The organism is Streptomyces sp. 4N124 (assembly GCF_052245395.1).
Lineage (GTDB): Bacteria > Actinomycetota > Actinomycetes > Streptomycetales > Streptomycetaceae > Streptomyces.
The window spans coordinates 38006-57354 of sequence record NZ_JBQQBS010000059.1 but is presented as its reverse complement, the minus strand read 5'-3'; the positions used below and the strand labels follow the sequence as shown (position 1 = coordinate 57354).

20 protein-coding genes and 4 pseudogenes are annotated in these 19349 nt (G+C 67.4%); 14 read left to right on the top strand and 10 right to left on the bottom strand.

The features are described from left to right. Positions 1-255 precede the first annotated feature (255 nt). Positions 256-378, bottom strand: a pseudogene (locus tag ACTWQO_RS39445) (IS5/IS1182 family transposase); the annotation flags it as partial. A gap of 177 nt (positions 379-555) precedes the next feature. Between ACTWQO_RS39445 and ACTWQO_RS39440 the strand changes: the two are divergent. Further along, complete coding sequence (locus ACTWQO_RS39440) at positions 556-1578, top strand: hypothetical protein (RefSeq protein WP_443242197.1); 1023 nt, start codon at positions 556-558, stop codon at positions 1576-1578. 25 nt (positions 1579-1603) lie between these two features. Further along, positions 1604-2100: pseudogene (locus tag ACTWQO_RS39435) on the top strand (transposase family protein); the annotation flags it as partial. A gap of 159 nt (positions 2101-2259) precedes the next feature. On the opposite strand, the gene ACTWQO_RS39430 reads toward ACTWQO_RS39435, so the two are convergent. Further along, on the bottom strand, positions 2260-2712 hold the full coding sequence (locus tag ACTWQO_RS39430; protein ID WP_443242196.1) for a hypothetical protein: 453 nt from the start codon (positions 2710-2712) through the stop codon (positions 2260-2262). Positions 2713-2902: 190 nt separating this feature from the next. Here ACTWQO_RS39430 and lexA point away from each other — a divergent pair, with 190 nt between their 5' ends. Next, positions 2903-3574, top strand: a complete 672-nt coding sequence (gene lexA / locus ACTWQO_RS39425) for a transcriptional repressor LexA (RefSeq protein ID WP_443242195.1) — start codon at positions 2903-2905, stop codon at positions 3572-3574. Positions 3575-3832: 258 nt separating this feature from the next. Beyond that, the gene (locus tag ACTWQO_RS39420; protein ID WP_443242194.1) at positions 3833-4426 is read left to right on the top strand and encodes a hypothetical protein; all 594 of its coding nucleotides are present in this window, start codon (positions 3833-3835) and stop codon (positions 4424-4426) included. Here the strand turns inward: ACTWQO_RS39420 and ACTWQO_RS39415 are convergent. Continuing rightward, positions 4354-4773, bottom strand: coding sequence for a DUF6207 family protein (locus ACTWQO_RS39415; RefSeq protein ID WP_443242193.1), 420 nt, complete (start codon positions 4771-4773; stop codon positions 4354-4356). The genes ACTWQO_RS39420 and ACTWQO_RS39415 overlap by 73 nt on opposite strands. Before the next feature lie 299 nt (positions 4774-5072). On the opposite strand from ACTWQO_RS39415, the gene ACTWQO_RS39410 reads away from it, so the two are divergent. Together ACTWQO_RS39410 and ACTWQO_RS39405 are read left to right on the top strand one after the other, a co-directional pair. Then, a complete protein-coding gene (locus tag ACTWQO_RS39410; RefSeq protein ID WP_443242192.1) occupies positions 5073-5708 on the top strand; it encodes a DinB family protein in 636 nt (211 codons plus the stop codon). 296 nt (positions 5709-6004) lie between these two features. After that, positions 6005-6241, top strand: coding sequence for a hypothetical protein (locus ACTWQO_RS39405; protein WP_443242191.1), 237 nt, complete (start codon positions 6005-6007; stop codon positions 6239-6241). Between the two features lie 82 nt (positions 6242-6323). On the opposite strand, the gene ACTWQO_RS39400 is transcribed toward ACTWQO_RS39405, so the two are convergent. Next, positions 6324-7079 carry a class I SAM-dependent methyltransferase gene (locus tag ACTWQO_RS39400; protein ID WP_443242209.1) on the bottom strand — a complete coding sequence of 252 codons (756 nt, stop codon included), beginning with the start codon at positions 7077-7079 and terminating at the stop codon, positions 6324-6326. A gap of 232 nt (positions 7080-7311) precedes the next feature. Here ACTWQO_RS39400 and ACTWQO_RS39395 point away from each other — a divergent pair, with 232 nt between their 5' ends. Then, positions 7312-7488: a hypothetical protein gene (locus ACTWQO_RS39395; RefSeq protein ID WP_443242190.1), complete on the top strand. Its 177-nt coding sequence runs from the start codon at positions 7312-7314 to the stop codon at positions 7486-7488. A 6-nt stretch (positions 7489-7494) separates the two neighbouring features. On the opposite strand, the gene ACTWQO_RS39390 is transcribed toward ACTWQO_RS39395, so the two are convergent. Further along, entirely contained in the window at positions 7495-8013 is a 519-nt protein-coding gene (locus tag ACTWQO_RS39390; protein WP_443242189.1) for a recombinase family protein, read from the bottom strand. Positions 8014-8439: 426 nt separating this feature from the next. Here ACTWQO_RS39390 and ACTWQO_RS39385 point away from each other — a divergent pair, with 426 nt between their 5' ends. Then, positions 8440-8799, top strand: a complete 360-nt coding sequence (locus ACTWQO_RS39385) for a peptidoglycan-binding domain-containing protein (RefSeq protein ID WP_443242188.1) — start codon at positions 8440-8442, stop codon at positions 8797-8799. A gap of 418 nt (positions 8800-9217) precedes the next feature. Continuing rightward, positions 9218-10474, top strand: coding sequence for a beta-ketoacyl-[acyl-carrier-protein] synthase family protein (locus tag ACTWQO_RS39380; protein WP_443242187.1), 1257 nt, complete (start codon positions 9218-9220; stop codon positions 10472-10474). A gap of 666 nt (positions 10475-11140) precedes the next feature. On the opposite strand, the pseudogene ACTWQO_RS39375 reads toward ACTWQO_RS39380, so the two are convergent. Next, positions 11141-11599, bottom strand: a pseudogene (locus ACTWQO_RS39375) (Tn3 family transposase); the annotation flags it as partial. 66 nt (positions 11600-11665) lie between these two features. Beyond that, on the bottom strand, positions 11666-12346 hold the full coding sequence (locus ACTWQO_RS39370; RefSeq protein ID WP_443242186.1) for a TetR/AcrR family transcriptional regulator: 681 nt from the start codon (positions 12344-12346) through the stop codon (positions 11666-11668). Between the two features lie 108 nt (positions 12347-12454). Here ACTWQO_RS39370 and ACTWQO_RS39365 point away from each other — a divergent pair, with 108 nt between their 5' ends. Continuing rightward, positions 12455-13420, top strand: coding sequence for an NAD(P)-dependent alcohol dehydrogenase (locus tag ACTWQO_RS39365; RefSeq protein WP_443242185.1), 966 nt, complete (start codon positions 12455-12457; stop codon positions 13418-13420). Positions 13421-13441: 21 nt separating this feature from the next. On the opposite strand, the gene ACTWQO_RS39360 is transcribed toward ACTWQO_RS39365, so the two are convergent. Both ACTWQO_RS39360 and ACTWQO_RS39355 read right to left on the bottom strand, forming a co-directional pair. Further along, a protein-coding gene (locus ACTWQO_RS39360; protein WP_443242184.1) for an IS5 family transposase occupies positions 13442-14316 on the bottom strand; the annotation gives its coding sequence in 2 pieces (ribosomal slippage) (positions 13442-13950 and positions 13950-14316; 876 coding nt in all). Positions 14317-14360: 44 nt separating this feature from the next. Next, positions 14361-15248 (bottom strand): hypothetical protein, encoded by an 888-nt coding sequence (locus tag ACTWQO_RS39355; RefSeq protein WP_443242183.1) that lies wholly within the window; start codon positions 15246-15248, stop codon positions 14361-14363. 188 nt (positions 15249-15436) lie between these two features. Between ACTWQO_RS39355 and ACTWQO_RS39350 the strand changes: the two genes are divergently transcribed. Beyond that, positions 15437-15826 (top strand): VOC family protein, encoded by a 390-nt coding sequence (locus ACTWQO_RS39350; RefSeq protein ID WP_443242182.1) that lies wholly within the window; start codon positions 15437-15439, stop codon positions 15824-15826. 57 nt (positions 15827-15883) lie between these two features. Further along, positions 15884-16432: pseudogene (locus tag ACTWQO_RS39345) on the top strand (Ku protein); the annotation flags it as partial. 97 nt (positions 16433-16529) lie between these two features. Here ACTWQO_RS39345 and ACTWQO_RS39340 read toward each other — a convergent pair. Beyond that, on the bottom strand, positions 16530-17135 hold the full coding sequence (locus tag ACTWQO_RS39340) for a dihydrofolate reductase family protein (RefSeq protein ID WP_443242181.1): 606 nt from the start codon (positions 17133-17135) through the stop codon (positions 16530-16532). Between the two features lie 577 nt (positions 17136-17712). On the opposite strand from ACTWQO_RS39340, the gene ACTWQO_RS39335 reads away from it, so the two are divergent. Both ACTWQO_RS39335 and ACTWQO_RS39330 read left to right on the top strand, forming a co-directional pair. Continuing rightward, complete coding sequence (locus tag ACTWQO_RS39335) at positions 17713-18873, top strand: lipid II:glycine glycyltransferase FemX (protein WP_443242180.1); 1161 nt, start codon at positions 17713-17715, stop codon at positions 18871-18873. Then, complete coding sequence (locus tag ACTWQO_RS39330) at positions 18870-19325, top strand: GNAT family N-acetyltransferase (protein ID WP_443242179.1); 456 nt, start codon at positions 18870-18872, stop codon at positions 19323-19325. The genes ACTWQO_RS39335 and ACTWQO_RS39330 overlap by 4 nt, the downstream gene beginning before the upstream one ends. The last annotated feature ends 24 nt before the right edge of the window (positions 19326-19349 follow it).

Here is a 19349-nt window from a genome sequence, read left to right as displayed (position 1 = left end):
GGGCACCATGAGCACCGATGACGAGGCGCTCGTCCCTCCCACAGACGCCCGCGCCGCGTCGGCCCGAGGACGACCTTGACGAGCGCGACACGGAAAGCCGTCCGCCCGATGCGCCGACTACAGAGCCACCTGAGGAACCGGAATCACCGGATAGCAGACCGTCTCGGGGCGAAGAGTGGGACCGAAGAGTAAACCGGTGGGCGGCCTGGGGGAATGTGGTTACCTCATGACCAGGCCGGTGCTCAGCTAGCAGCTGTCGGCGATCACGGTGGCGTTGCCCGCTGCGTCCCTTGCGGCGGACTCCTCCCACGCCTTGCAGACATTGCGGTTCCCTGGAATCGGTCGGCCGACGACAACCACGAGCCGGGTATCGACGTCGCGGTGGTGCCGGCGACCCAGGTGCTTTCGTTGTCTGCAGCAGCCGGCAAGTTGCCGCGACCGGCTGGGAGCGCGCAGACCACGACGCCGAGCACTGGAGGAAGAGCTGTGCCGACACAACCGGACAGAGAATCAGGACTGTTTGCCCCTCATGTCCGCCACCATGCCGTCGACGGCATGGGACGTACACGTGCCTACCTGACCCAACCCGCCTCCCTCGAGGTACACCTGAGGACCTGTCGAGCCCTGGACGCGTACACGCAGCGCGCCGGCGGCAGCAGGTGGTCGCTCCGCGGTCTCGTCGACAGCCCGGTCGCACCGCGGGACGTGGCCGACATGCTCGCCTTCGACACGGCGATCGAAGTCAGCCAGGCTCCAGCGGTCGTCGACGGCCGGCTCCTCACCTGCCTGTGGATCGCCCGGAACTCCCCCGACCGCCTGCCTGCGCGCCACATCCGTGACGAGGTCTTCCACGAGATCCAGCGCGTACGGGCCTACCAGCGCGAACTGGAGTCCCTCTTCCACGAGCAGGCGTCAGCGATGTTGGACCGGGCGCGGGATCACGGCCTGAGCCTGGTGTGCAACGACCCGTTCGGAGACTGGGGGTTCGGCGCCGTCGACGTCGAGATGTTCGTCCGGCTGCTGACCCACTTCTTCTTTGTGGACCCGGCAACCGCGCACCGTATGGCGCACGGGCACGGGTATTCGACCGGCGGAAACTACGTCTTCGGGATGAACGGCCCCGACGGACGGATGATGTGCGTGTTCGTGATGGCCGTATGGCCGTGGGGGCTGGAACCCACCTACACCATCATCGACCGGACGCAGTTGGAGCCCATCGTCGACCTGAGCGTGGCCTCCGTGCTGATGCTCCTGGCCAACGCCCTGGTCGTCGACCGTCATGGACCCGACACCCTGGTCATCGGCGAGGCCAACTCGCTCAACGCCCGCCCCTGCATACAGGCCGGCTTCGAGCCCCTCCCACCAGTCTTCTACGACGGGGACCACCCGGTGCACACCAACGTCGTATGGGCCGACAACCCGCTCGGCGACTTCGGCGCCCCCTACGGCTCGCTCACCCGTATCCCCGGATACTCGGAGGTGCCGTACACCAACTACGCCGTCGGTGTGCTCGCCCCGCACAAGGCCGAGCCCTACCGCGATACCGCACTGGAGTTCCTGACCGCCAGGCGCGGCTGACACGGCGCTCAGTGAGCACGAGCCCCTGACGCAGATCGCCGTCGCCTTCGGGATCTCGGTCGGTGCCGCACATGCCTGCACCACCGCGGTCATCAGCCTGCTCACCGAGCGCGCTCCGGGATTGTTGAAGGTCCTGCGTGAGACCGACCTGAGTACGTCCTGCTCGACGGAACCCTCGCGGAGTGCGACCGGGTCGGCGACAGCCGGGCCGACTACTCCGCCAAGCACCGCCGGCACGGGGTGAACCTGTAACTGGTCACCGACCCTGTCGGCCAGTTGCTGTGGATCTCCCCCACGCTGCCCGGACGCACCCACGACCTGACCGCGGCCCGCACCCACAGGATCATCCGGATCTGCGAACGCCAGGGCCTCCCGATCCTGGCCGATTGCGCCTGCATCGGCGCGAGCGTGGCCCGGCTCAAGAGATGGCGGATCCTCCGCAAGGCGCGGTGCAGCCCGAATCGAATGACGTCCATCGCCGCAGCCGTCCTCACCCTGGAGCGGTGTGACTGGTCGAAATAGATGTCACCGATTCATCGGCCGACCTGGGCTTCAGTAGCTCGGTGGTCACGCTACTTGTCACCAGATGGTCGGCCTGGTTGTCACCTGCTCCGACATGGCAGCCCGGTTGTCACCCAAGCGGACGGCTGTTCCACTGCTCGAAGAGGTTCCACCGGACGGTCAGAAGCTCCAGCTGTGGAGGCCACCACCCGTGCTCACCGCCGACGCCGCGAGCCGGGCAACTCCCTGCAGGACCGCCAGTAGATCATCGTCGGTCATATCGTCCCCGTCGGCAGATCTGAGCCTGGTGGTCCAGCGACCTGCAAGCTCCTCCAACTCGGTGGAGCTGGCGTTGGCCAACGCCCGGGTCAACCGCTGCGGCAGAGCGAACACCTCAACGCCATCGTTCAAGGGGGCAGTGACCCACTCCGGCCACGACCACCCAAGGAGCTGCTCAAGCGGCGGGGCCTCTGCCGACGGCTCCTCGAAGTACATGTCCCACTCGGCGATGGCACTGTCTGGCTCAATGAAACGGCAAGTCACAGACTCAAAGGCCTCACCAGGTCCCCGCAGGCGCGTCGCAGCGGCAGTCTCGTCGTCGGGAGCGAGGAAGAACACTGTGTCGTGGGCCATCTCGGCATAATGGCAGCCCGCCTACTGGCGCCGGTGACAGGTATCGCGACCAGGTGACATCTATCTCGACCAGTCACAAGCGGCACCGCTGTCACTGACTCCCAGGCTTCACGTATTCGACAGGGTGTTCCATTTATGAAGGCTGGCGGGATAGGGTCGTTCCGAACGATCTTGTACGGAGGTGCCCCGGATGGAGAACGCCGCGCCCGCACGTCGGGGCCGCCCGCCGGGCCCCGGAACCGCCGAGGGAGAGCTGACGAGCCGCCAATCGGCCATCGTCCACTTCATCACGGATACGGTCCACCGGCAGGGCTACCCCCCGTCGATGCGGGAGATCGGCCAGGCCGTGGAGCTCGCCAGCACATCCTCGGTCGCCCACCAGCTGATGGCCCTCGAGCGCAAGGGCGTCCTCTACCGCGACCCTCACACCCCGCGGGCCTACCGGGTGCGCCCCTCGTGGTCGCCCGACCTTGTGGGAAGGAGCGAGGCGCCGGTCGAGGTGCCGCTCGTCGGCCGGATCGCCGCCGGCGCACCCCTGCTCGCCGACGAGATGGTCGAGGACGTCTACACCCTGCCCCGCCAAGTCGTGGGCGACGGCGACCTGTTCGCCCTCACGGTCTCCGGCGACTCCATGATCGACGCGGCGATCTGCGACGGCGACATCGTGACCGTCAAGCGGCAGGACAGCGCCGACCACGGCGACATCGTCGCGGCCCTCTTGGAGGACGAGGCCACCGTCAAGGTCCTGCGCAGGCAAGATGGCCGCGTATGGCTCATGCCCCGCAACCCGTCCTACCAGCCGATCCCGGGCGACGAGGCGCGGATCCTCGGCAAGGTCGTCGGTGTCCTGCGCTTGCTCTAGGTGCGCCGACGGAAGAGGTCGGATGCGTGGATGGTGGGCCGATAACCTGGGCCAGAGGCAGCCGAGTAGCAGCGGGAAGGGAGATCGTGCGTGGTGGGGGCCCGTGGCCCGACAGCCATCGAACGACTCGCGCGTCAGCTCGACCAAGCCCAGGCGGCCGACAGGCGCGTGGACGAGGCGAAGAGGGCTGAGAGCCCCACAAGGCCAAAGAGGGATGACCTCGAACCCGCCGAGTACCAGCGCCAGCTCCATGCCTACGTGCAGACACCCGAGTACGAGGCTTCGGACCGCGAGCTCCGAGTCGCCGCGGTCCTGAGCAAGGCACACGACGCCGCCCTGCTCCGCACGGCCCACAGACTGCTCGCCCGGCGCGGGGGCGGAAAGCGGTCGCCCCTTCACCTGCCACAGCCGCGCATCCTGCCCGGCGGTCACGTGCCCCAGTGGTGGATCAACGCCATCAACACCACCTACGCCGGCATCTGGCGAGCGATCCCGTCGCCCGGTCCCGAACTCAGGCTCGGCGCCCCGGACGACCCGCTGGCGCACGAAGTCGCCCAGCAAGCGCGACTCCTGCAGGCCAGCCGGGTGGGATACCGCAAACGCGACAGCCTCTACGAGGCCTACATCCCCGACGGCACACGCTTCGAGGGCCAATCGCTGCCACCGATCCGCGGCCTGAGCCCGCAGGCCAGCCGCCGCGCCAACCTGCTCCTCGGCCGCGGCGACGGCATGCGCGTCCAGCCCGGCCGGGACGAAGAGTTCGACCAGCCGCACACCGACTACTTCGCCGTCTGGGACCGATCCCGCGCGTACGGGGCCGCCGTCCTCGCGCTGCTGCGGGCCCGCGTGTAACTCGTCCGCCCGGACGAAGTCGCCTCGCTCAGCGGCGAGTTCACCCGGAGACCGCGGGCCTTGGGGATAGGTGTGGCCGCATGGCCTGGTCCGTTACTCCCCCGTGGTGGAGGGCCGGGCCTCCCGCTCGCGGCGTCGGGCTGGGGGAGGACCAGCCGCAGATCGGTGTTCAGACGCAGCCGTACTCCAGGTTCCCCCGGATCTCGGGTGGTCTTGACGGCGGTTGCCGTCTCCCAGACCTGGGCGATCGCGTCCTGAAAGGCGAACGCCCTGGCGTCGTCCGCGGCCGCTACTTCGACAACGAGCAGGCCGGGTTCGGCTACATGTGCTTCCCTGATGGGTTCCATGTGGCAGCAACGCGCCCGTGACCTCGCGGGGTTCTCAGGACGATCCGGGTTCACCCGACCGAGTCCGCCGCAGGCCTCGCAAAAGAATCTTGGTTCGGCAGGCAGCACTTCGGGGGTCTCGTTCGATCTGGTGGTGTGACGGTCGATTCGGGAAGTTGGACGGGATGGCTGGCTGTGTCACTTTCGCGGGGAGTCATTTGGATGGGCTTGGGAGTCGTTTCGCTGCGCCAGCCAAGATCAATGTCAGTGACTCTTGATGTCACTCCCGGTTGTCAGTGCGGCGTGGAAGACTGCCCGGCATGATCGAACCGAACCCGAAAGCGGACCTTCTCCGATATCTGCAAGAAGGGCGTGACGCCCTCTTATGGAAGCTAGATGGGCTCTCGGAATACGATATCCGCCGCCCGCTGACTCACACGGGCACGAACCTGCTGGGGCTGGTCAAACACATTGCCAGCGTGGAGCTGGGGTATCTCGGCGACACGTTCGGGCGGCCCTTCTTCAACGAGGAGGTGCCGTCCTGGTGGTATACGGAGGACGCAGAACCCAACTCGGACATGTGGGCCACTGCAGATCAGTCGCGCGAAGAGATCGTTGGGCTGTATCACCAGGCGTGGGAGCACTCCAACAGCACAATCGCGACGCTGCCGCTTGACGCGATGGGGCACGTCCCGTGGTGGCCGGAGGAACGCCGCGAGGTGACGCTGCACCACATCGTGGTGCGCGTGATTACCGATACCCAGCGCCATGCCGGCCACGCCGACATTGTGCGAGAGCTCATCGACGAGAGCGTCGGGTATTTGAAGGGCAATGACAACATGCCACCAGGCGATCACGCGTGGTGGGAGGAGCACCGGAGTCGGCTGGAGCGCGTGGCGCGGGAAGCCGGCACGGCTGATCTCGCCCTGCTCGCGCGCTCGCCGAACCGCTCGTAGGCTGGCAGAACAAGCTGTGGGATCTCACCGCCCGTTGCATGTGGCATGGCGGCCGACCAGGAGCGCTCCCGCTGTCTCAAGCCGAACCCGACGGCATGATCTTCGCCGGGGAGGACCCGGTGCGGGAAGTGCTGCGCCGCAGCAGAGGCCGGGATGGCTCTGTCGGTAGTTGGTGACGTCAGTTGTTCGTGAAAGCTGACGGCACCAGGTGATGACCCAGAAAGATGTTCGCGAACTCTGACGTCACCATCGGGGTCGCGGTGCCAAGCTGGATGTGCTCAGTAAAGGAGCCCCCGATGCCGCCTGGCCAGTCGAAGGTCGAGTTGTACGCCGCGCTGCGGCGCGACTCCCGCGATGGCATGTCGAACCGGGCGTTGCAGTGCAAGTACGGCGTCACCTGGAGCACGGTCAACAAGGCCCTGACCTCGGCTTGGCCGCAGCCACGCACGACAACCGCTTCGGCGCGGCCGTCGAAGCTGGATCCGTTCACGCTGCTGATCGACGAGCACTCCTCGTCCGAGGCGTTGCGTTGACCACTTGAACCCGCACCGATGAGAGGGCGCAAGCGTCCTGCGAGCAACCGCGCGGTCCGGCCAGGGACTGAGAGTCCGGTGTTTATACCTTGCTCGCGACCACCATGTAGTTCTCGGCCTCAAGATCGAACGTGCTCAGTTCCGTTTGGAGTCCGACCCGGTGCAGCTCGACTTCGAGTTCCTCGTACCGGTAGGGCCAGCAGGACAGCAGTTCCGAGCGGACAAGAACCAACCCGGTCGCATCAACTTGCGCGATCGCAATCTCGATGTGGTGCTCCTCCTCCCAATGCGGCGCAATCTCCCAGCGATAGACCACGACGGCATCGCGACCGTTCCGGCGGACGAGTCGGTCACTGATCTCCAGCCGGGAACCTCTGGCCCTCACGAGTTCCCAAGTGCGGGATGTGAGTACCAAGCGCCCGCCGGGGCGCAGAAGCCGTGACATCGACTCCAGAGCAGCACCCCTGCCTGTCGCGCCCGCGGCATGGTGAAGTGAGTTGCCAACGCAGAACACCATGTCGAACGTGTTGTTCTGGAAATGGTCGGGCAACTCTTCCCAGTTCGCCCGTACGGCCCGGACGGATGCCCCGAACTCCTCAGACAACTCTGCAGTCCGACGAACCATCGCCTCGCTGGCGTCAGTTGCGACAACCTGCATGCCACGACCGGCGAGGCCAACCGCCAACTGTCCGGTTCCGCACGAACAGTCGAGGACGTGAGCGTTCGACGGCAGGAGATGGAGGACGTCGTCGAACGACGCAGCGAACTCGGCTGGAGGCAACTTTGCATCCGAGATGAGCCATTCGTACACCTCGGCAAGCACGTCATAGCCTGTCACAACCACTGCCTCCGTCACGCGGCAGACTCACGGTAGGACGTCAGTCCATCAGCGGAGCAAGCCGGGCACCAATGGTTTTCGCAAGGATGGCTCTGACGGTGTTTGTGGGTTGTCAGTTGTCCGTCTGAGTGGATGTCACCGGCTGGTTAGCTGGGAAGTTGTTCGTGAGAAGTAGTGTCACTCGCGGGGTTGCGGTGGCAAGGCGAATGTGCTCAGTGAAGGAGCACCGCCGATGCCGCCTGGTCAGTCGAAGGTCGAGTTGTATGCCGCGCTGCGGCGTGACGCTCGCGAGGGCATGTCGAACCGGGCGCTGGAGCGCAAGTACCGGGTGGGCTGGGGGACTGTTCAGAAGGCGCTGAGTTCGGCGTGGCCCGGCCTTGGGGACCAGTGGAACAGCCAGTATCGGTGAGAACGATCATGGTCGTGTGCTGGGCGCCACGGCGTCCGCGCGTGGCCGGGGGACGTCCGCGTTCTGGAGTGTGTTGAAGTCGGCGCGGGCCTGCTCGATGGCCTCGGGGTACGCCTCGCGCTTGGCGTGCTCGGCGAGCGCTCGGTAGACGCTGGCTACCGAAGGGTTCTGCCCCTTGCGCTTGCCGGTGGGGATGATCAGGTCGGGCTGGATCTGCTCGACGGACTCGCCGCCCGCGCGGCGCCGCAGCACGGTGTGGAGCATGTCATCGGTGATGACGGGCGGCCGGCCGCCGTGCTTGCCCTTGCGGGCCGCGGTGTCGAGCCCTTCCAACGTCGACTCGCGGATGTTCTCCCGCTCTGTCTCCGCCATCGCGGCGAAGAAGCCGAACAAGAGCTTGCCCGACCCGGTGCGGTCGTAGATGCCGGGCAGGGGGCCTGCGAGCATCTCCAGCACCAGGCCGTGCTCGGTCAGGTGATCGGCGAGGGCCGTGAGCTCTGCGGCATCGCGTCCCAGCCTTTTCATCTCGTAGACCGTGAACAGGACCCGGCAGTGTGGCGAAGAGGCGGTCTAGTTCGCCGCCTTGCCCGTACTCCGGTGTTCGCGGCGGCCGTTCCCTTGTGGGTCAAACGACCGGCACACTCAGCGGCCGAGCCGGGCTACTGTGCCTGCCGTACGGGGCTGACAGCGGAACGCAGGTGTGGGCGGGTGTGTCGGTGCACTCGGCTTCGAATCTTCCACGTGAGGTCATGTATCACGACAAATGCACTCGCCTCTGTCAGTTACCTACGAACTGGAGAACCGTGAACAGAAACCGTTTCAAGGTCGGCGCCAGCCGCCACCCCCGAGTGCAACTGGGCCAGGATCACGACGGCCGCCCCGAACACCCCCAGCGGGCGGTATCTCTACCTGCCTACGTACAGCAGTAGCGGCTACAACTACCTCTGCTGGATGGCCTACGGAACCGCAAACGCCGGAGTCGCAGCGCTTCAAGGGGCGATCAACCTTTGCTACAACAGCATCCCTGATCTTGAGGTCGATCGCATCTACGGGAACGACACCCGGGCAGCGGTACGCGCTGTTCAGACGCAGCACCGAATCAAGGTAGACGGCGAGTACGGCCCCCGATACCTACTCCGCCATGAGGTTTCCGTTGTATCGGATCGTCGACAATGGGTTCTCCGGCGCCTGCATGTAGGAGCTGTACGGAATTCGTCAGCGTTGGGTGACGCAGGCCGGAACGTCGGTGGCGATCTGGCCTGGGTCACCCGATGTGGTCTTGGACTCCTCGCTGGTGGAGGGGTTGGCTAGGGCGACTTCTTCCGACCCCACCGAGGCGATTCCAGCAGGCCCCGAAATGTGAAGCCCGCTCCGAGGCGACCTGCACCGGCCCCGCCCGTGACCGGCTCGGAGGGCCAAGTAGGACTGTTTTCAAGCCGTCTTCGCTGGCGGCGATCTTCACAGATTGGGGCCGATTCGAGGCGCCTCGGTGGTCCCAAAACGCGTCGCCATAGCCAGCGCAAGGCGGGCGGTGACGGTTTTACCGCCCGGGAGCCATCGAACAACTGGAGCTGGAGGCCACGTTGCACACTCTGGCTACCCTGCTGGGCCCGCACCTCTACGACGCGGAAGACGACTGCGACCCAACTCCACCTGACAGCCCCCATTTTGCGACGTTCAGGTAGCTTTACACTCTTTTGGTCCAACAGATAACTGAATGAGGAAGATCGTGGTAGAGAAAGCTTCCGCCGGAGCGTCGGATGTCGTGGTCACCGGACTCGGAGCGGTCACGCCCCTGGGCGCCAACGTCCCCTCCAGCTGGCAGGGCATGCTGGAAGGCCGGTCAGGAGCCCGGGTTTTGAACGAACCGTGGGCCCATGAGTTGCCGGTGCGGATCGCCGCACCCGCGGCCGTGGACCCGGCGGCAGCCCTCCCGCCCGCGCAGGCGCGCCGGATGGACCGCGTCACGCAGCTGGCGCTGATGGCCGTACACGAAGCCTGGGCGGACGCCGGCCTCGATACCGCTACGGAGCTGGACACCGAGCGGCTCTCGGTCGCGGTCTCCTCCACCATCGGCGTAGAGACCATGCTCGCTGCGCATCAGACGCTCCAGACCAAGGGCTGGAAGCACATGTCGCCCTACGCGGTGCCCTCCCTGCTGCCCAACAGCTCGGCGGCGCAGATAGCCATCCAGTACGGCGCCCAGGGCAGTGCCCATGCGCCGGTGAGCGCCTGTGCCTCGGGGACCGAGGCCATCGGGCTGGCGGCGGACATGATTCGCTTGGGCCGGGCCGACGTCGTGATCGCCGGCGGCGCCGAGGCGCCGATCCACCCGTTCGGCCTGGGCGGGTTCGCCGCCATGCGTGCCCTTTCCCGACGTAACGACGACCCGCAGGGTGCCTCCCGCCCTTTCGCCAAGAGCCGGGACGGTTTCCTGCTAGGCGAGGGCGCGGGCATCGTGATCCTTGAGTCGCAGGCCCATGCCCGCGCCCGCGGTGCCCGGGTCTACGGCCGGATCCTCGGTATCGGAATGTCTGTCGACGGGCACCGCATCGCCCAGCCGCAGCCCGAGGGACTCGGTGCGGCCAAAGCCATCACCCGGGCGCTCGCCGACGCCGGCCTGTCGTTCACCGACATCGCCCATGTCAACGCCCACGCCACCTCCACACCGGCCGGAGACCTCGCCGAAGCCCGCGCCCTACATCGTGTGTGCGGCGCCCACACCGACCAGATCGCCGTCTCGGCTCCCAAGTCCATGATCGGACACCTGCAGAGCGGCTCCGGCCCCGTCGAGGCGATCACCACCCTGCTGGCCCTCTACCACCGCGTCGTGCCCCCGACCCTCAACGCAGAAGAGACCGACGACTCAATCGGCTTGGACATAGTGACCGGATCACCGCGCCAACTTCCTCAAGGACCACTGGCGGCCCTGAGCAACTCTTTCGGCTTCGGCGGCCATAACGCCACCTTGGTCCTCGCTTCCTGAACGGCCTCGCCCGCGGGTGATAGATCTGCCCATGACCAGCAGGTTCACTCCACTCCCACGCTGCCGCTTATGGTCAGGTCGGCTGGCAATCTCACCCACGGGAAGCCGACTGGCCCGCCCCGCCGCCCACACCCCCACCCTGAACCGCACCGGCGACGGCTGGGACCTGCGGCTCTCCCGGTAACGTTGTCGCTGCCGCTCACGCACATTGCCCGGAGCGCTTCAGCGTTCCCGGGCGATGTCGTCTCTGGGGCCGGATCAGCGCCTATCAACTTCTGTCAGCAACACCGGTTCCCTGATCCGTTCCTACCCTGACCCCCTACTCGGTGGCGCCGCTCAGTAGCGTCTGAAGGTCCTCGTCCGTCATTCCCAAGGCCACCAGGAGTGCGCGAATCTCGCTGACGTGTCCCTGGAGCAGGTCCCGCACATCTCGATCAGGGCGGGCGTCGAAGGGCAGGACTCTGCCCCATGCAGCTGCCTCCTCGCGGCGAGCAGGTGGAGCGTCGCCATCGCCAGCTCGTGGACCATCTCATGCGCCACGTTGCCGGTGGACTTCCTCGAACCGCACTTCGCCATGCTGTGCTCAACGGCCCGTCGCCGCCCAGGTGTCGGCCGCCCGCCGCGCCCGGCGCGGCGGCCTGTGGGTCATTCGTCGGTGCCGTCGTCGTCCTCGTCGCGGATCTCGTGGCCCTCGGTGTGGAGCTGGGCGACGGCGGCGTCGATGTACCTGGTTGTCCAGAGCACTACGGCGTTGAGGACCAGGCCGAGCGCGCCGAGCTGGTCCTCCATGCCGTCGCGGTATGCCTGGTGGATGGTGCCCTTCTTGCCGTGGCAGATGTCGCGGGCGAGTTTGTGGCGGGATTCCTGGACGGTGAGCTGCTTGTGCATCTGGCGCCGGTAGGTGTCGTCGACCGGGTCGACGACGGCGAGCAGGTGCAGGGTCTTGGTGATACGCCCGTACTCGGTGAACGCCTGCCCGAGCGGTGTGGGATGGCCCTCGCGGCCGAACATCCGCAGCAGGTCGTAGGCGCGGACCTGGTTGGTGACCAGGGAGCCGGCCACCCGCAGCATGTCCGGCCAGGCGGTGAGCACCTTCTTCACGTGGATCTTGTTGCGGGCCAGCGCTTAGGGCCTGTTGCGAAAGTGGCGTGGTCGCCCGAAGGGCGGCCACGCGGCAGGCGCCGCTTCGTATCAGGCTCCGGAGGACCGTTGTCCCTGGGAGCCGTGGGCCGCGAGCGGAAGACTGCGCAGCGACAGTGCGCTCGGCGCCGGCAGCGCTCCGTGGGCCGCCTCGGCGCGGAACGCCTGGAGCAAGTACGCCACCAGACGCCGGGACGCCGCACGGTCACCCGGCAACGCGGTGACCAGACCGCAGTGGGACAACAGGGCCACGGCAAAGTCGGAGGGGTGGAAGTCGGCCCGCAGCGCGCCCGCCGCCTGAGCCCTGCGGACCAGGGTCAGGAAGTCCCGCTCGGCCTGTTCCCGTACCCGCGCGTGTTCTCGCGTGCTGTCCGGAAAGGCCGCGACGAACGCGGCCGGGAAGCCCCGTTCCTCCCGTTGTAGTTCGCAGACCGTCTCGACCAGTCGCTGGAAGCCCTGCCACGGATCGGGGTCGGCCAGCGCCTCGGTGAGCGCCCGAGCACAGGTGTCCATCTGCTGCGCGAACGCGGCCCGCACCAGGGCGTCCCGCGTCGGGAAACGCCGGTACAGCGTCGCCACGCCGACCCCCGCCCGCCGGGCCACGGTCGCCATGGGCGCGTCGATGCCGTGCTCGGCGAAGACCACGCGGGCAGCCGAAAGGATGCGCCGCCGGTTGCGCCGGGCGTCCGCCCGCAGACTGTCCTGCCCCGCGATCCGAGAGGATTCCCCCACCGCTGTCTCTCACCTCCGGTCAAGTGGACGATCTCGTCCGCTTGCCAGCCTACGCTCGGCGCCACGATCCCCCGCAGGGCCACTGGTGGTGAAGGTGAGAACGCAACGATGGACGACCGCACGATGAAAGCCGTACTGTTCGACCGCTTCGGCGGCCCCGAGGTGCTGTATGTGGGTCGGGTGCCACGTCCCGGACCGGCACCCGGCGAGGTCCTCGTGCGCGTGCGCGCGTTCAGCGTGAACGGCGGCGAACTGGCGGCCCGTTCCGGTCGGGCCCGCCTCATCACCGGCCGGAAGTTCCCGCAGCGCATCGGGCTGGACTTCACTGGCGAGATCGCCGCAGTCGGCACCGGCTCGACCGGCGTAGCGGTCGGCGACAAGGTGTGGGGCGTCCTGGGCCGCAGCTCCGGATTCGGCAGCGCCGCCGAATACGTGACGGTACGGCCCGAGCGGCTCGGCCGGGTCCCGGACGGACTGGACCTCGTGGCCGCTCCCGCGCTGCCGGTGGCCACCACGGCCGTCACGGCCCTCCGCGACAAGGCCGCACTGCGCCCCGGCGAACGGCTGCTTGTACGGGGCGCGGCGGGCGGCGTCGGCAACGCCGCCGTCCAGCTGGGACAGGCGTACGGTGCCGAGGTCACGGCCCTGGCCCGCGCTGCCAACCTCGACTTCGTCCGTACGCTCGGTGCCCACCACGCCGTCGACCACCGGACCGTGTCCCCTGCGGAACTGGGACTGTTCGACGTGGTCCTCGACACGGCGGGCACCGACCTGCGTACCGTACGGCGGATGCTGAAGCCGGGCGGACGCATGGTCACCATCGCCTTCGACCTGACGCGGCCCGCCGCCTCGCTGGGCTACATCGCGGCCAGCGCCGTCCACGGACGCGGCCGGGTGCGCTTCTTCAGCGGCAACCCCGAACGTGCGCTCTTCGACGACCTCGCCCGCCAGGTGACAGAGGGGAAGCTGCGGCCGGCGGTGGACACGGTCTTCCCGCTGGAAGAGACAGCGGCCGCACACCGGGCGCTGGAGGCGGGCGGGGTGCGGGGCAAGTACGTGGTCAGGGTCGACTAGGGTTTGTTGGGAACGTGCTGGTCACAGCCACTCGTTGAGGACTGCGACCAACACGGTCGCCCCGTAGCGGACGGCGAGCTCGTCGTATCTCGTGGCCACGGCCCGGTGGCGCTTGAGGCGGTTGATCCCGCACTCGACGGCATGCCGCTCGCGGTAGTCGGTTTTGTCGAACTTCGGCGGCCGACCGCCTCGGGCACCGAGCTTCTGGCGGTTGCGGACGCGGTCGGCGGGGACCGGGATGGTCGCCTTGATCCCGCGTCTGCGCAGGTAGGCCCGGTTGCGGCGCGAGTCGTACGCTTTGTCGGCCCGCACCCGGTCCGGCCGCCTGCGGGGCCTGCCCGGACCAAGGCGAGGTACCCGGATGGCTTCCAGGACCGGCTCGAATTGCGGCGAGTCACCCCGCTGGCCGGCTGTGATCACGACGCTCAGCGGCTTCTGCCCCTGCTCGACGGCAAGGTGGATCTTGGTGGTCAGGCCGTCTCGGGAACGTCCGAGACCATGGTCGGCCGGCTCAACGGCAATGCCGCCGGGCGGTTCCTTTTGCAGATCCCCTTTTTCGAGGCCCCGGCGGCGTGCTGGTGGGCCCGGCAGATGGTGGAGTCGATATTCACGTCCCAGGTGATCAGGCCCTTCGCGTCCGCCTGAGCTTGGAGCTGAGTGACGAACCTGGCCCAGGTGCCATCGCGCTGCCAGCGCCGGAACAGGTCGTAGACCCGTTCCCAGGGCCCGTAGCGTTCCGGCACATCACGCCAGGGAGCACCGGTACGGGTCCGCCACCGGATGCCGTCTATCAGCTGCCGTCGCGTCCACACCGGCGGACGGCCCGGCTTTATGCCCTGCGGCAACAACGGCTCAAGCCGGGCCCACTGTCCATTCGTCAGATCACCACGCCCCACAGGGCGTGATCATCCACGACCAAGATCCACTTTCGCAACGGACCCTAGATGTGTGGGCCGAAGCCTCCTGGACTGAAATAGTTGCTGGAGGGCCCATAGAAGCGCTGAGATTCGCGCCGCTCCTCGGGTGGCCGGGGATCTGTGGCGACCAGTTCCCCGGTGAGCGCCTGCCAGGCCTTCTCCACTGTCCCGCTCCCGTGCCACTCCTCCAGCGCGCTCTTGGTGTCGGGCGCCCACTCGACGGTGGTAGAGCCGTGGCGTGAACGCTCCTCGGCGAGCGCGGACTGGACCTGCTCTGGAGTAAGTCCGGTCCTGGTGAGAATTGCCATTTGGAAGCCGTCGTGGGGGAGTATCTCCTGATCGACGGCTGGCAGCCGGATTCTGAAACAGCGATGTCCGGCGCGGGACGAGTACAGCATGTAACTCCACACAGGCTCGCCGGGGGCACTGGCCATCGCTGCACGCTTCTTTTGTTTGAGCTCCTCAGTCGCGCGATCCCAGCAGTCCCGGATCTCCCGGTCGCGCTGTTGATACTCGCGACTGGCGCGCATCTGAAGCATCCGGCTCTCTTGTGCGGCCTTAACAAGCCAGCTCAGGTCGTCGGCCTTCTCACGGTAGTCCCGGCAGGCGTTGTGGGCGTAGTCGCGCAGAGTGTCTTCGCTCGGGCGTAGCAGCCGGCGGCCTGACCGGCGCTGCACGGTCTTGATCGCGCGTATCAGGGCCTTGGTGGCGGCATGCCAGCGGCGGGAGTCGGCTGCGGGCGCGAGGACGAAGTTGGGGCGGTCCTTGTTGTACCGATCGGCCGTCTGGCGGTCAACGGCACAAGGGAGTCCGCGGACCCTGGCGACTTCGATGGCGAGGGATTCCATCTCCACCGGCACCAGGGCACCAACCCACGCGAAGTAAACCTTCACTTTCGCGTTCTTGCGCACGAGTGCACCTGCCCTCCGAGTTAGGCAACACCATCATTTCAAACCGCATGGTCGACTCCCGGCAAGGCCGCCGCAGGCTCCCGGTTACCTTCGAACCAGGGGTTTCGGAGGATGCCTGAGCCTGAGTTCTCGTCAGGTCCTGCAGAAAATGGATCGTCAAGGCGAGCCCAGCCTCCTACCGTTCCGCCATGCAGATCGTTGTGACGCTGGACTGTGTCGATATCGAACCCCAAGCGAACTTCTGGCTCGGCGCGCTCGCCCCGCTGGACTACTGCCGCGGTTTCCACGGACCTCCCTACCTGAGCCTGGTCGGGCCCGCTCCTGCACCAACCCTTCTCCTGCAGCACGTCCCCGAACCAAAGCAAGGCAAGAACCGCATGCATCTTGACCTCGACTTTGGCACCGCAGACCTGACGTCCGAGGTCAACCGCCTCGAACAGCTAGGCGCTGCGAGGCTCTCTGAAGAACTCAACGAACACGGCTTCCGCTGGATCGTCGTTGCCGACCCGGAGGGCAACGAGTTCTGCGTATTCAATCCCCCGAAATCGCTTCGTCACGGACGCCTACGCAACACATAACTCCAGGCCAGAACCAATACGGACACCTCGAGGCTCGGTAAACCGGACGGGCGGGTCGCGGCGAAGCCCTACAAACTGCTTCGGCAGGCCCTGGAGCGGTCGGCGAAGGTGGCCATCGCCAAGTACGCGTGGAGCGGCAGGGAGAGGCTGGGCCTGCTCCGGGTCCGCGAACAAGCGATCGTGCTCCACGCGATGCGCTGGCCAGACGAGATCCGCGACCCGTCCTCGCTCACGCCCGAGCCGGTGGAGCTGACCGAGGAGGAGATCGCCGAGGCCGAGCGGCTCATCGACAGCCTCACCCGAGACGCCCTCGAAGGTCCGGAGTTCCACGACGAGTACACAGACGCCCTCGCGCAGGTCATCGAGGCCAAGCGGGAGGACAGGGAGCCGCCCGCGATGCCCGAGCCGGAGGCCAAACCGGACAAGGTCGTCGACCTCATGGCCGCGTCGCAGGAGTCCGTGGCCAAGGCCTCCCGCGGTGAGGGCGAAGCCGACGTGCACGAGCTGCCGAAGAAGAAGGCCACCGCCAAGAAGACAGCGAAGAAGACGGCCGCGAAGAAGTCGACCAAGTCAGCGCCGCAGCGGAGGACGAAGCGGGGCGCTTGACAACCTCGTCATACGGCCCGAGCACTGTCCTTGATGACCGCGGTGAAAGCCGCCGGCGTCGGCCTGGCGGCCGTCCAGACCGGCGGACGGGGCGACGTCACGCAGGGACGCCGAGCGGCGGGTGCTTGAGCACGCGGGGCTTGTACTCGACCAGCTGGATGCGGCCGTCGAAAGTGCGGTGCTCGATCATCTCGAGGGCAACGTCCGGATAGCCGTCGTAGATGCGTTCTTCGCCCGTGGCCCCGGTGATCACCGGGAACATCACGACCCGGAAGCGGTCGACGAGTCCGGCTCGCAGCAGGGACCGGCTCAGGCTGAGGCTGCCGATCGTGCTGAGGAGCCCCGAGCCGCTCGACTTCATGGCGCGGACCGCCTCGACGGCGTCGTCGCGGACGAGCGTGGAGTTGGCCCACGTCAGTGGCTCCTTGAGTGAGGAGGAGAACACCACCTTGGACGCTTGCGTGAGTTCGTCGACGGACGCCTCTTCTTCGGGCCTGAACTCGTCTTGGCCGGTCGGGACCTCGCCTGCGGCGAAGCCCGACATCAGGCGGTAGGTGTTCGCCCCCATCAGGTAGGTGACCTCGGGCTGCTCGCCCAGCCATGCGAGGTACTCCGGGCCCTCGAGGCCCCAGAACCCGGGCCATCCCTCTCCCGATGCGTAGCCGTCGAGGGAGGTGATGAAGTCGACGAGAAGCTCCGACATGGCGGTGTCCTTTCCTAGGTGTCATGAGCTTGGACCGGCCGGGAGTCACAAACTCATCGGCCGCGCTGTGGAGTAACGAGAGAACACATGACGCTGCAGCCGATCAGGTCGGCGGAGCGGCACTGCTTCGGAGGGCCCGGAGGGCCGGTTCAAGGATGGGTTCTCACCCCGTCCGCGGCTGCGTCTGTATCCACGAGTCCTGTCCTGCCCTGTGGCGGCTGCTCGCGGCGCGAATCGCCGAGGCAGCCTGCCACCAGGCGGTCCAGACAGGCACGTCACAGCGGGGAAGTTAACGTCCGCATCTGGTCGACCAAGGCCGGCTGGGGGAGGGGCACGGTGCCGATCTCGGGGTGCGGCCGGCGGGTGATGTGTGGGTGGACCTGGTCGATGTGGGGCGGGTTGAGCACGGGGGCGGTGGAGCGGTCGCCGTACATGAAGGTCGGTTCGAAATGACCACCGGCCGGTGGCGGCCGGGATCAGCCGGTGAACGCCGCGTGAGCCGCAGGGTGGGGACATATCGTCGGCGTATCGAGATGTGCATACGCCCGGGCAACACTCCGCCGCCTTGACTGGTGGCATGTCCTACAGCGAATCAGTACGAGCAGCAGCCGGGAATCCGGTCGTCAGGCCGATCAGCGCCGCCGAGCATGTGGCGTTCGTGCGGGCCCAGCGGTCGGTCAGCTTTCTGCAGACCCCGGCGTGGGGCCGCGTCAAGACCGAGTGGCGCAGCGAGTCCCTCGGCTGGTTCGACGGCCGACGGCTGGTCGGTGCCGGGCTCGTCCTGCACCGCCCGGTGCCGCGGCTCGACCGCTTCACGCTGGCGTATCTGCCCGAGGGCCCGGTCATCGACTGGACCGGCGAGATCGGTGCGTGGCTCGACCCGCTGGCGGCGTATCTCAAGGAGCACGGGGCGTTCGCGATCCGGCTCGGCCCGCCGGTGGTAACGGACACCTGGAGCGCCGCCCAGGTCAAGGAGGGCATCGCCGGCCCGGACATCCGGCGGCTGACCGACCTGCCAGGACAGTGGGGCGACCCGGTCGGCGCCCAGGTGACCGGTCGGCTCAGCGGCGCCGGCTGGCTTCCGCAGAGTCCCGAGGACGGCTTCGGGGTCGGGCATCCGCAGTTCAAGTACGAGATTCCGCTGACAGGCAGGACCGAGGACGACGTACTCAGGGGCATGAACCAGCAGTGGCGCCGCAACATCAAGAAGGCGGCCAAGGCGGGGGTCGAGGTCACGGTCGGCGAGGTGACGCTCGGCGAGGACCTGAAGGCGTTCCACGACCTTTACGTCCACACCGCCGAGCGCGACCGCTTCACGCCCCGGCCGCTGCGCTACTTCGAGACCATGTTCGCGGAGATGCGGGCCGAGGATCCCGAGCGGATCAGGCTCTACCTGGCCCGCCACCAGGGCGATTTGGTGGCCGCTGCCGTCCTGATCCGCGTCGGCGTCCACGCGTGGTACTCCTACGGCGCCTCCGCCACCGAGAAGCGCGAGGTGCGCGGATCCAACGCCTGCCAGTGGGCGATGATCCGCGACTCGCTCGCGGCCGGCTGCGACGTCTATGACCTGCGCGGCATCACCCCTACCCTCGATGTGGACGACCCGCATGTCGGGCTGGTCCAGTTCAAGGTCGGCACCGGCGGTCGGGCGGTGCGGTACGTCGGCGAGTGGGACCTGCCGCTGCGGCCGATGATCTACCGGGCCTTCGACCTCTACATGAGGCGGCGCGCGCAATGAGCATGACGATCCGACCGGCACACCGCGCCGACGCCTCAGCCGTCAACGAGCTGCTGGACCAACTGGGCCATCCACAAGACGGCCGGGCAGCGACGGCGAACCGAATCCAGACCTGGGCCGACGATCCGTCCAGCGCGGCCTATGTGGCTGAGGCCGGCGACGACATCCTCGGGGTCATCGCCGTCCACGTCTGCCCGTTCTTCGAACGTGACGGCTCCTGGGGCCGGATCGTAGCCCTGGTGGTCTCCGGTCGAGCACGCGGCCGCGGCGTCCGCTCTCAACTCGTCGCGGCCGCGGAATCCTTCGCCGCCATCCGCGGATGCGTCCGCATGGAGGTCACGAGTGGGGATCGTCGGCAGGATGCGCATGAGTTCTACCGGCGCTGCGGATACATCGACCAAGCGGGGAAGGCGTCGCGGTTCCTGCGAGACCTGCCAACAGGCGGATCCTGACCACGTCGTCGAGCGTCCGCTCCC

What these genes read in the sequence shown, in the direction of transcription:
- ACTWQO_RS39440 (WP_443242197.1), top strand. Translation starts at nt 556, where the DNA reads ATGGGACGTACACGTGCCTACCTGACCCAACCCGCCTCCCTCGAGGTA.
- ACTWQO_RS39430 (WP_443242196.1), bottom strand. Translation starts at nt 2,712, where the DNA reads ATGGCCCACGACACAGTGTTCTTCCTCGCTCCCGACGACGAGACTGCC.
- lexA (WP_443242195.1), top strand. Translation starts at nt 2,903, where the DNA reads ATGGAGAACGCCGCGCCCGCACGTCGGGGCCGCCCGCCGGGCCCCGGA.
- ACTWQO_RS39415 (WP_443242193.1), bottom strand. Translation starts at nt 4,773, where the DNA reads ATGGAACCCATCAGGGAAGCACATGTAGCCGAACCCGGCCTGCTCGTT.
- ACTWQO_RS39410 (WP_443242192.1), top strand. Translation starts at nt 5,073, where the DNA reads ATGATCGAACCGAACCCGAAAGCGGACCTTCTCCGATATCTGCAAGAA.
- ACTWQO_RS39405 (WP_443242191.1), top strand. Translation starts at nt 6,005, where the DNA reads ATGCCGCCTGGCCAGTCGAAGGTCGAGTTGTACGCCGCGCTGCGGCGC.
- ACTWQO_RS39395 (WP_443242190.1), top strand. Translation starts at nt 7,312, where the DNA reads ATGCCGCCTGGTCAGTCGAAGGTCGAGTTGTATGCCGCGCTGCGGCGT.
- ACTWQO_RS39390 (WP_443242189.1), bottom strand. Translation starts at nt 8,013, where the DNA reads ATGAAAAGGCTGGGACGCGATGCCGCAGAGCTCACGGCCCTCGCCGAT.
- ACTWQO_RS39385 (WP_443242188.1), top strand. Translation starts at nt 8,440, where the DNA reads ATGGCCTACGGAACCGCAAACGCCGGAGTCGCAGCGCTTCAAGGGGCG.
- ACTWQO_RS39365 (WP_443242185.1), top strand. Translation starts at nt 12,455, where the DNA reads ATGGACGACCGCACGATGAAAGCCGTACTGTTCGACCGCTTCGGCGGC.
- ACTWQO_RS39350 (WP_443242182.1), top strand. Translation starts at nt 15,437, where the DNA reads ATGCAGATCGTTGTGACGCTGGACTGTGTCGATATCGAACCCCAAGCG.
- ACTWQO_RS39340 (WP_443242181.1), bottom strand. Translation starts at nt 17,135, where the DNA reads ATGTCGGAGCTTCTCGTCGACTTCATCACCTCCCTCGACGGCTACGCA.
- ACTWQO_RS39335 (WP_443242180.1), top strand. Translation starts at nt 17,713, where the DNA reads ATGTCCTACAGCGAATCAGTACGAGCAGCAGCCGGGAATCCGGTCGTC.
- ACTWQO_RS39330 (WP_443242179.1), top strand. Translation starts at nt 18,870, where the DNA reads ATGAGCATGACGATCCGACCGGCACACCGCGCCGACGCCTCAGCCGTC.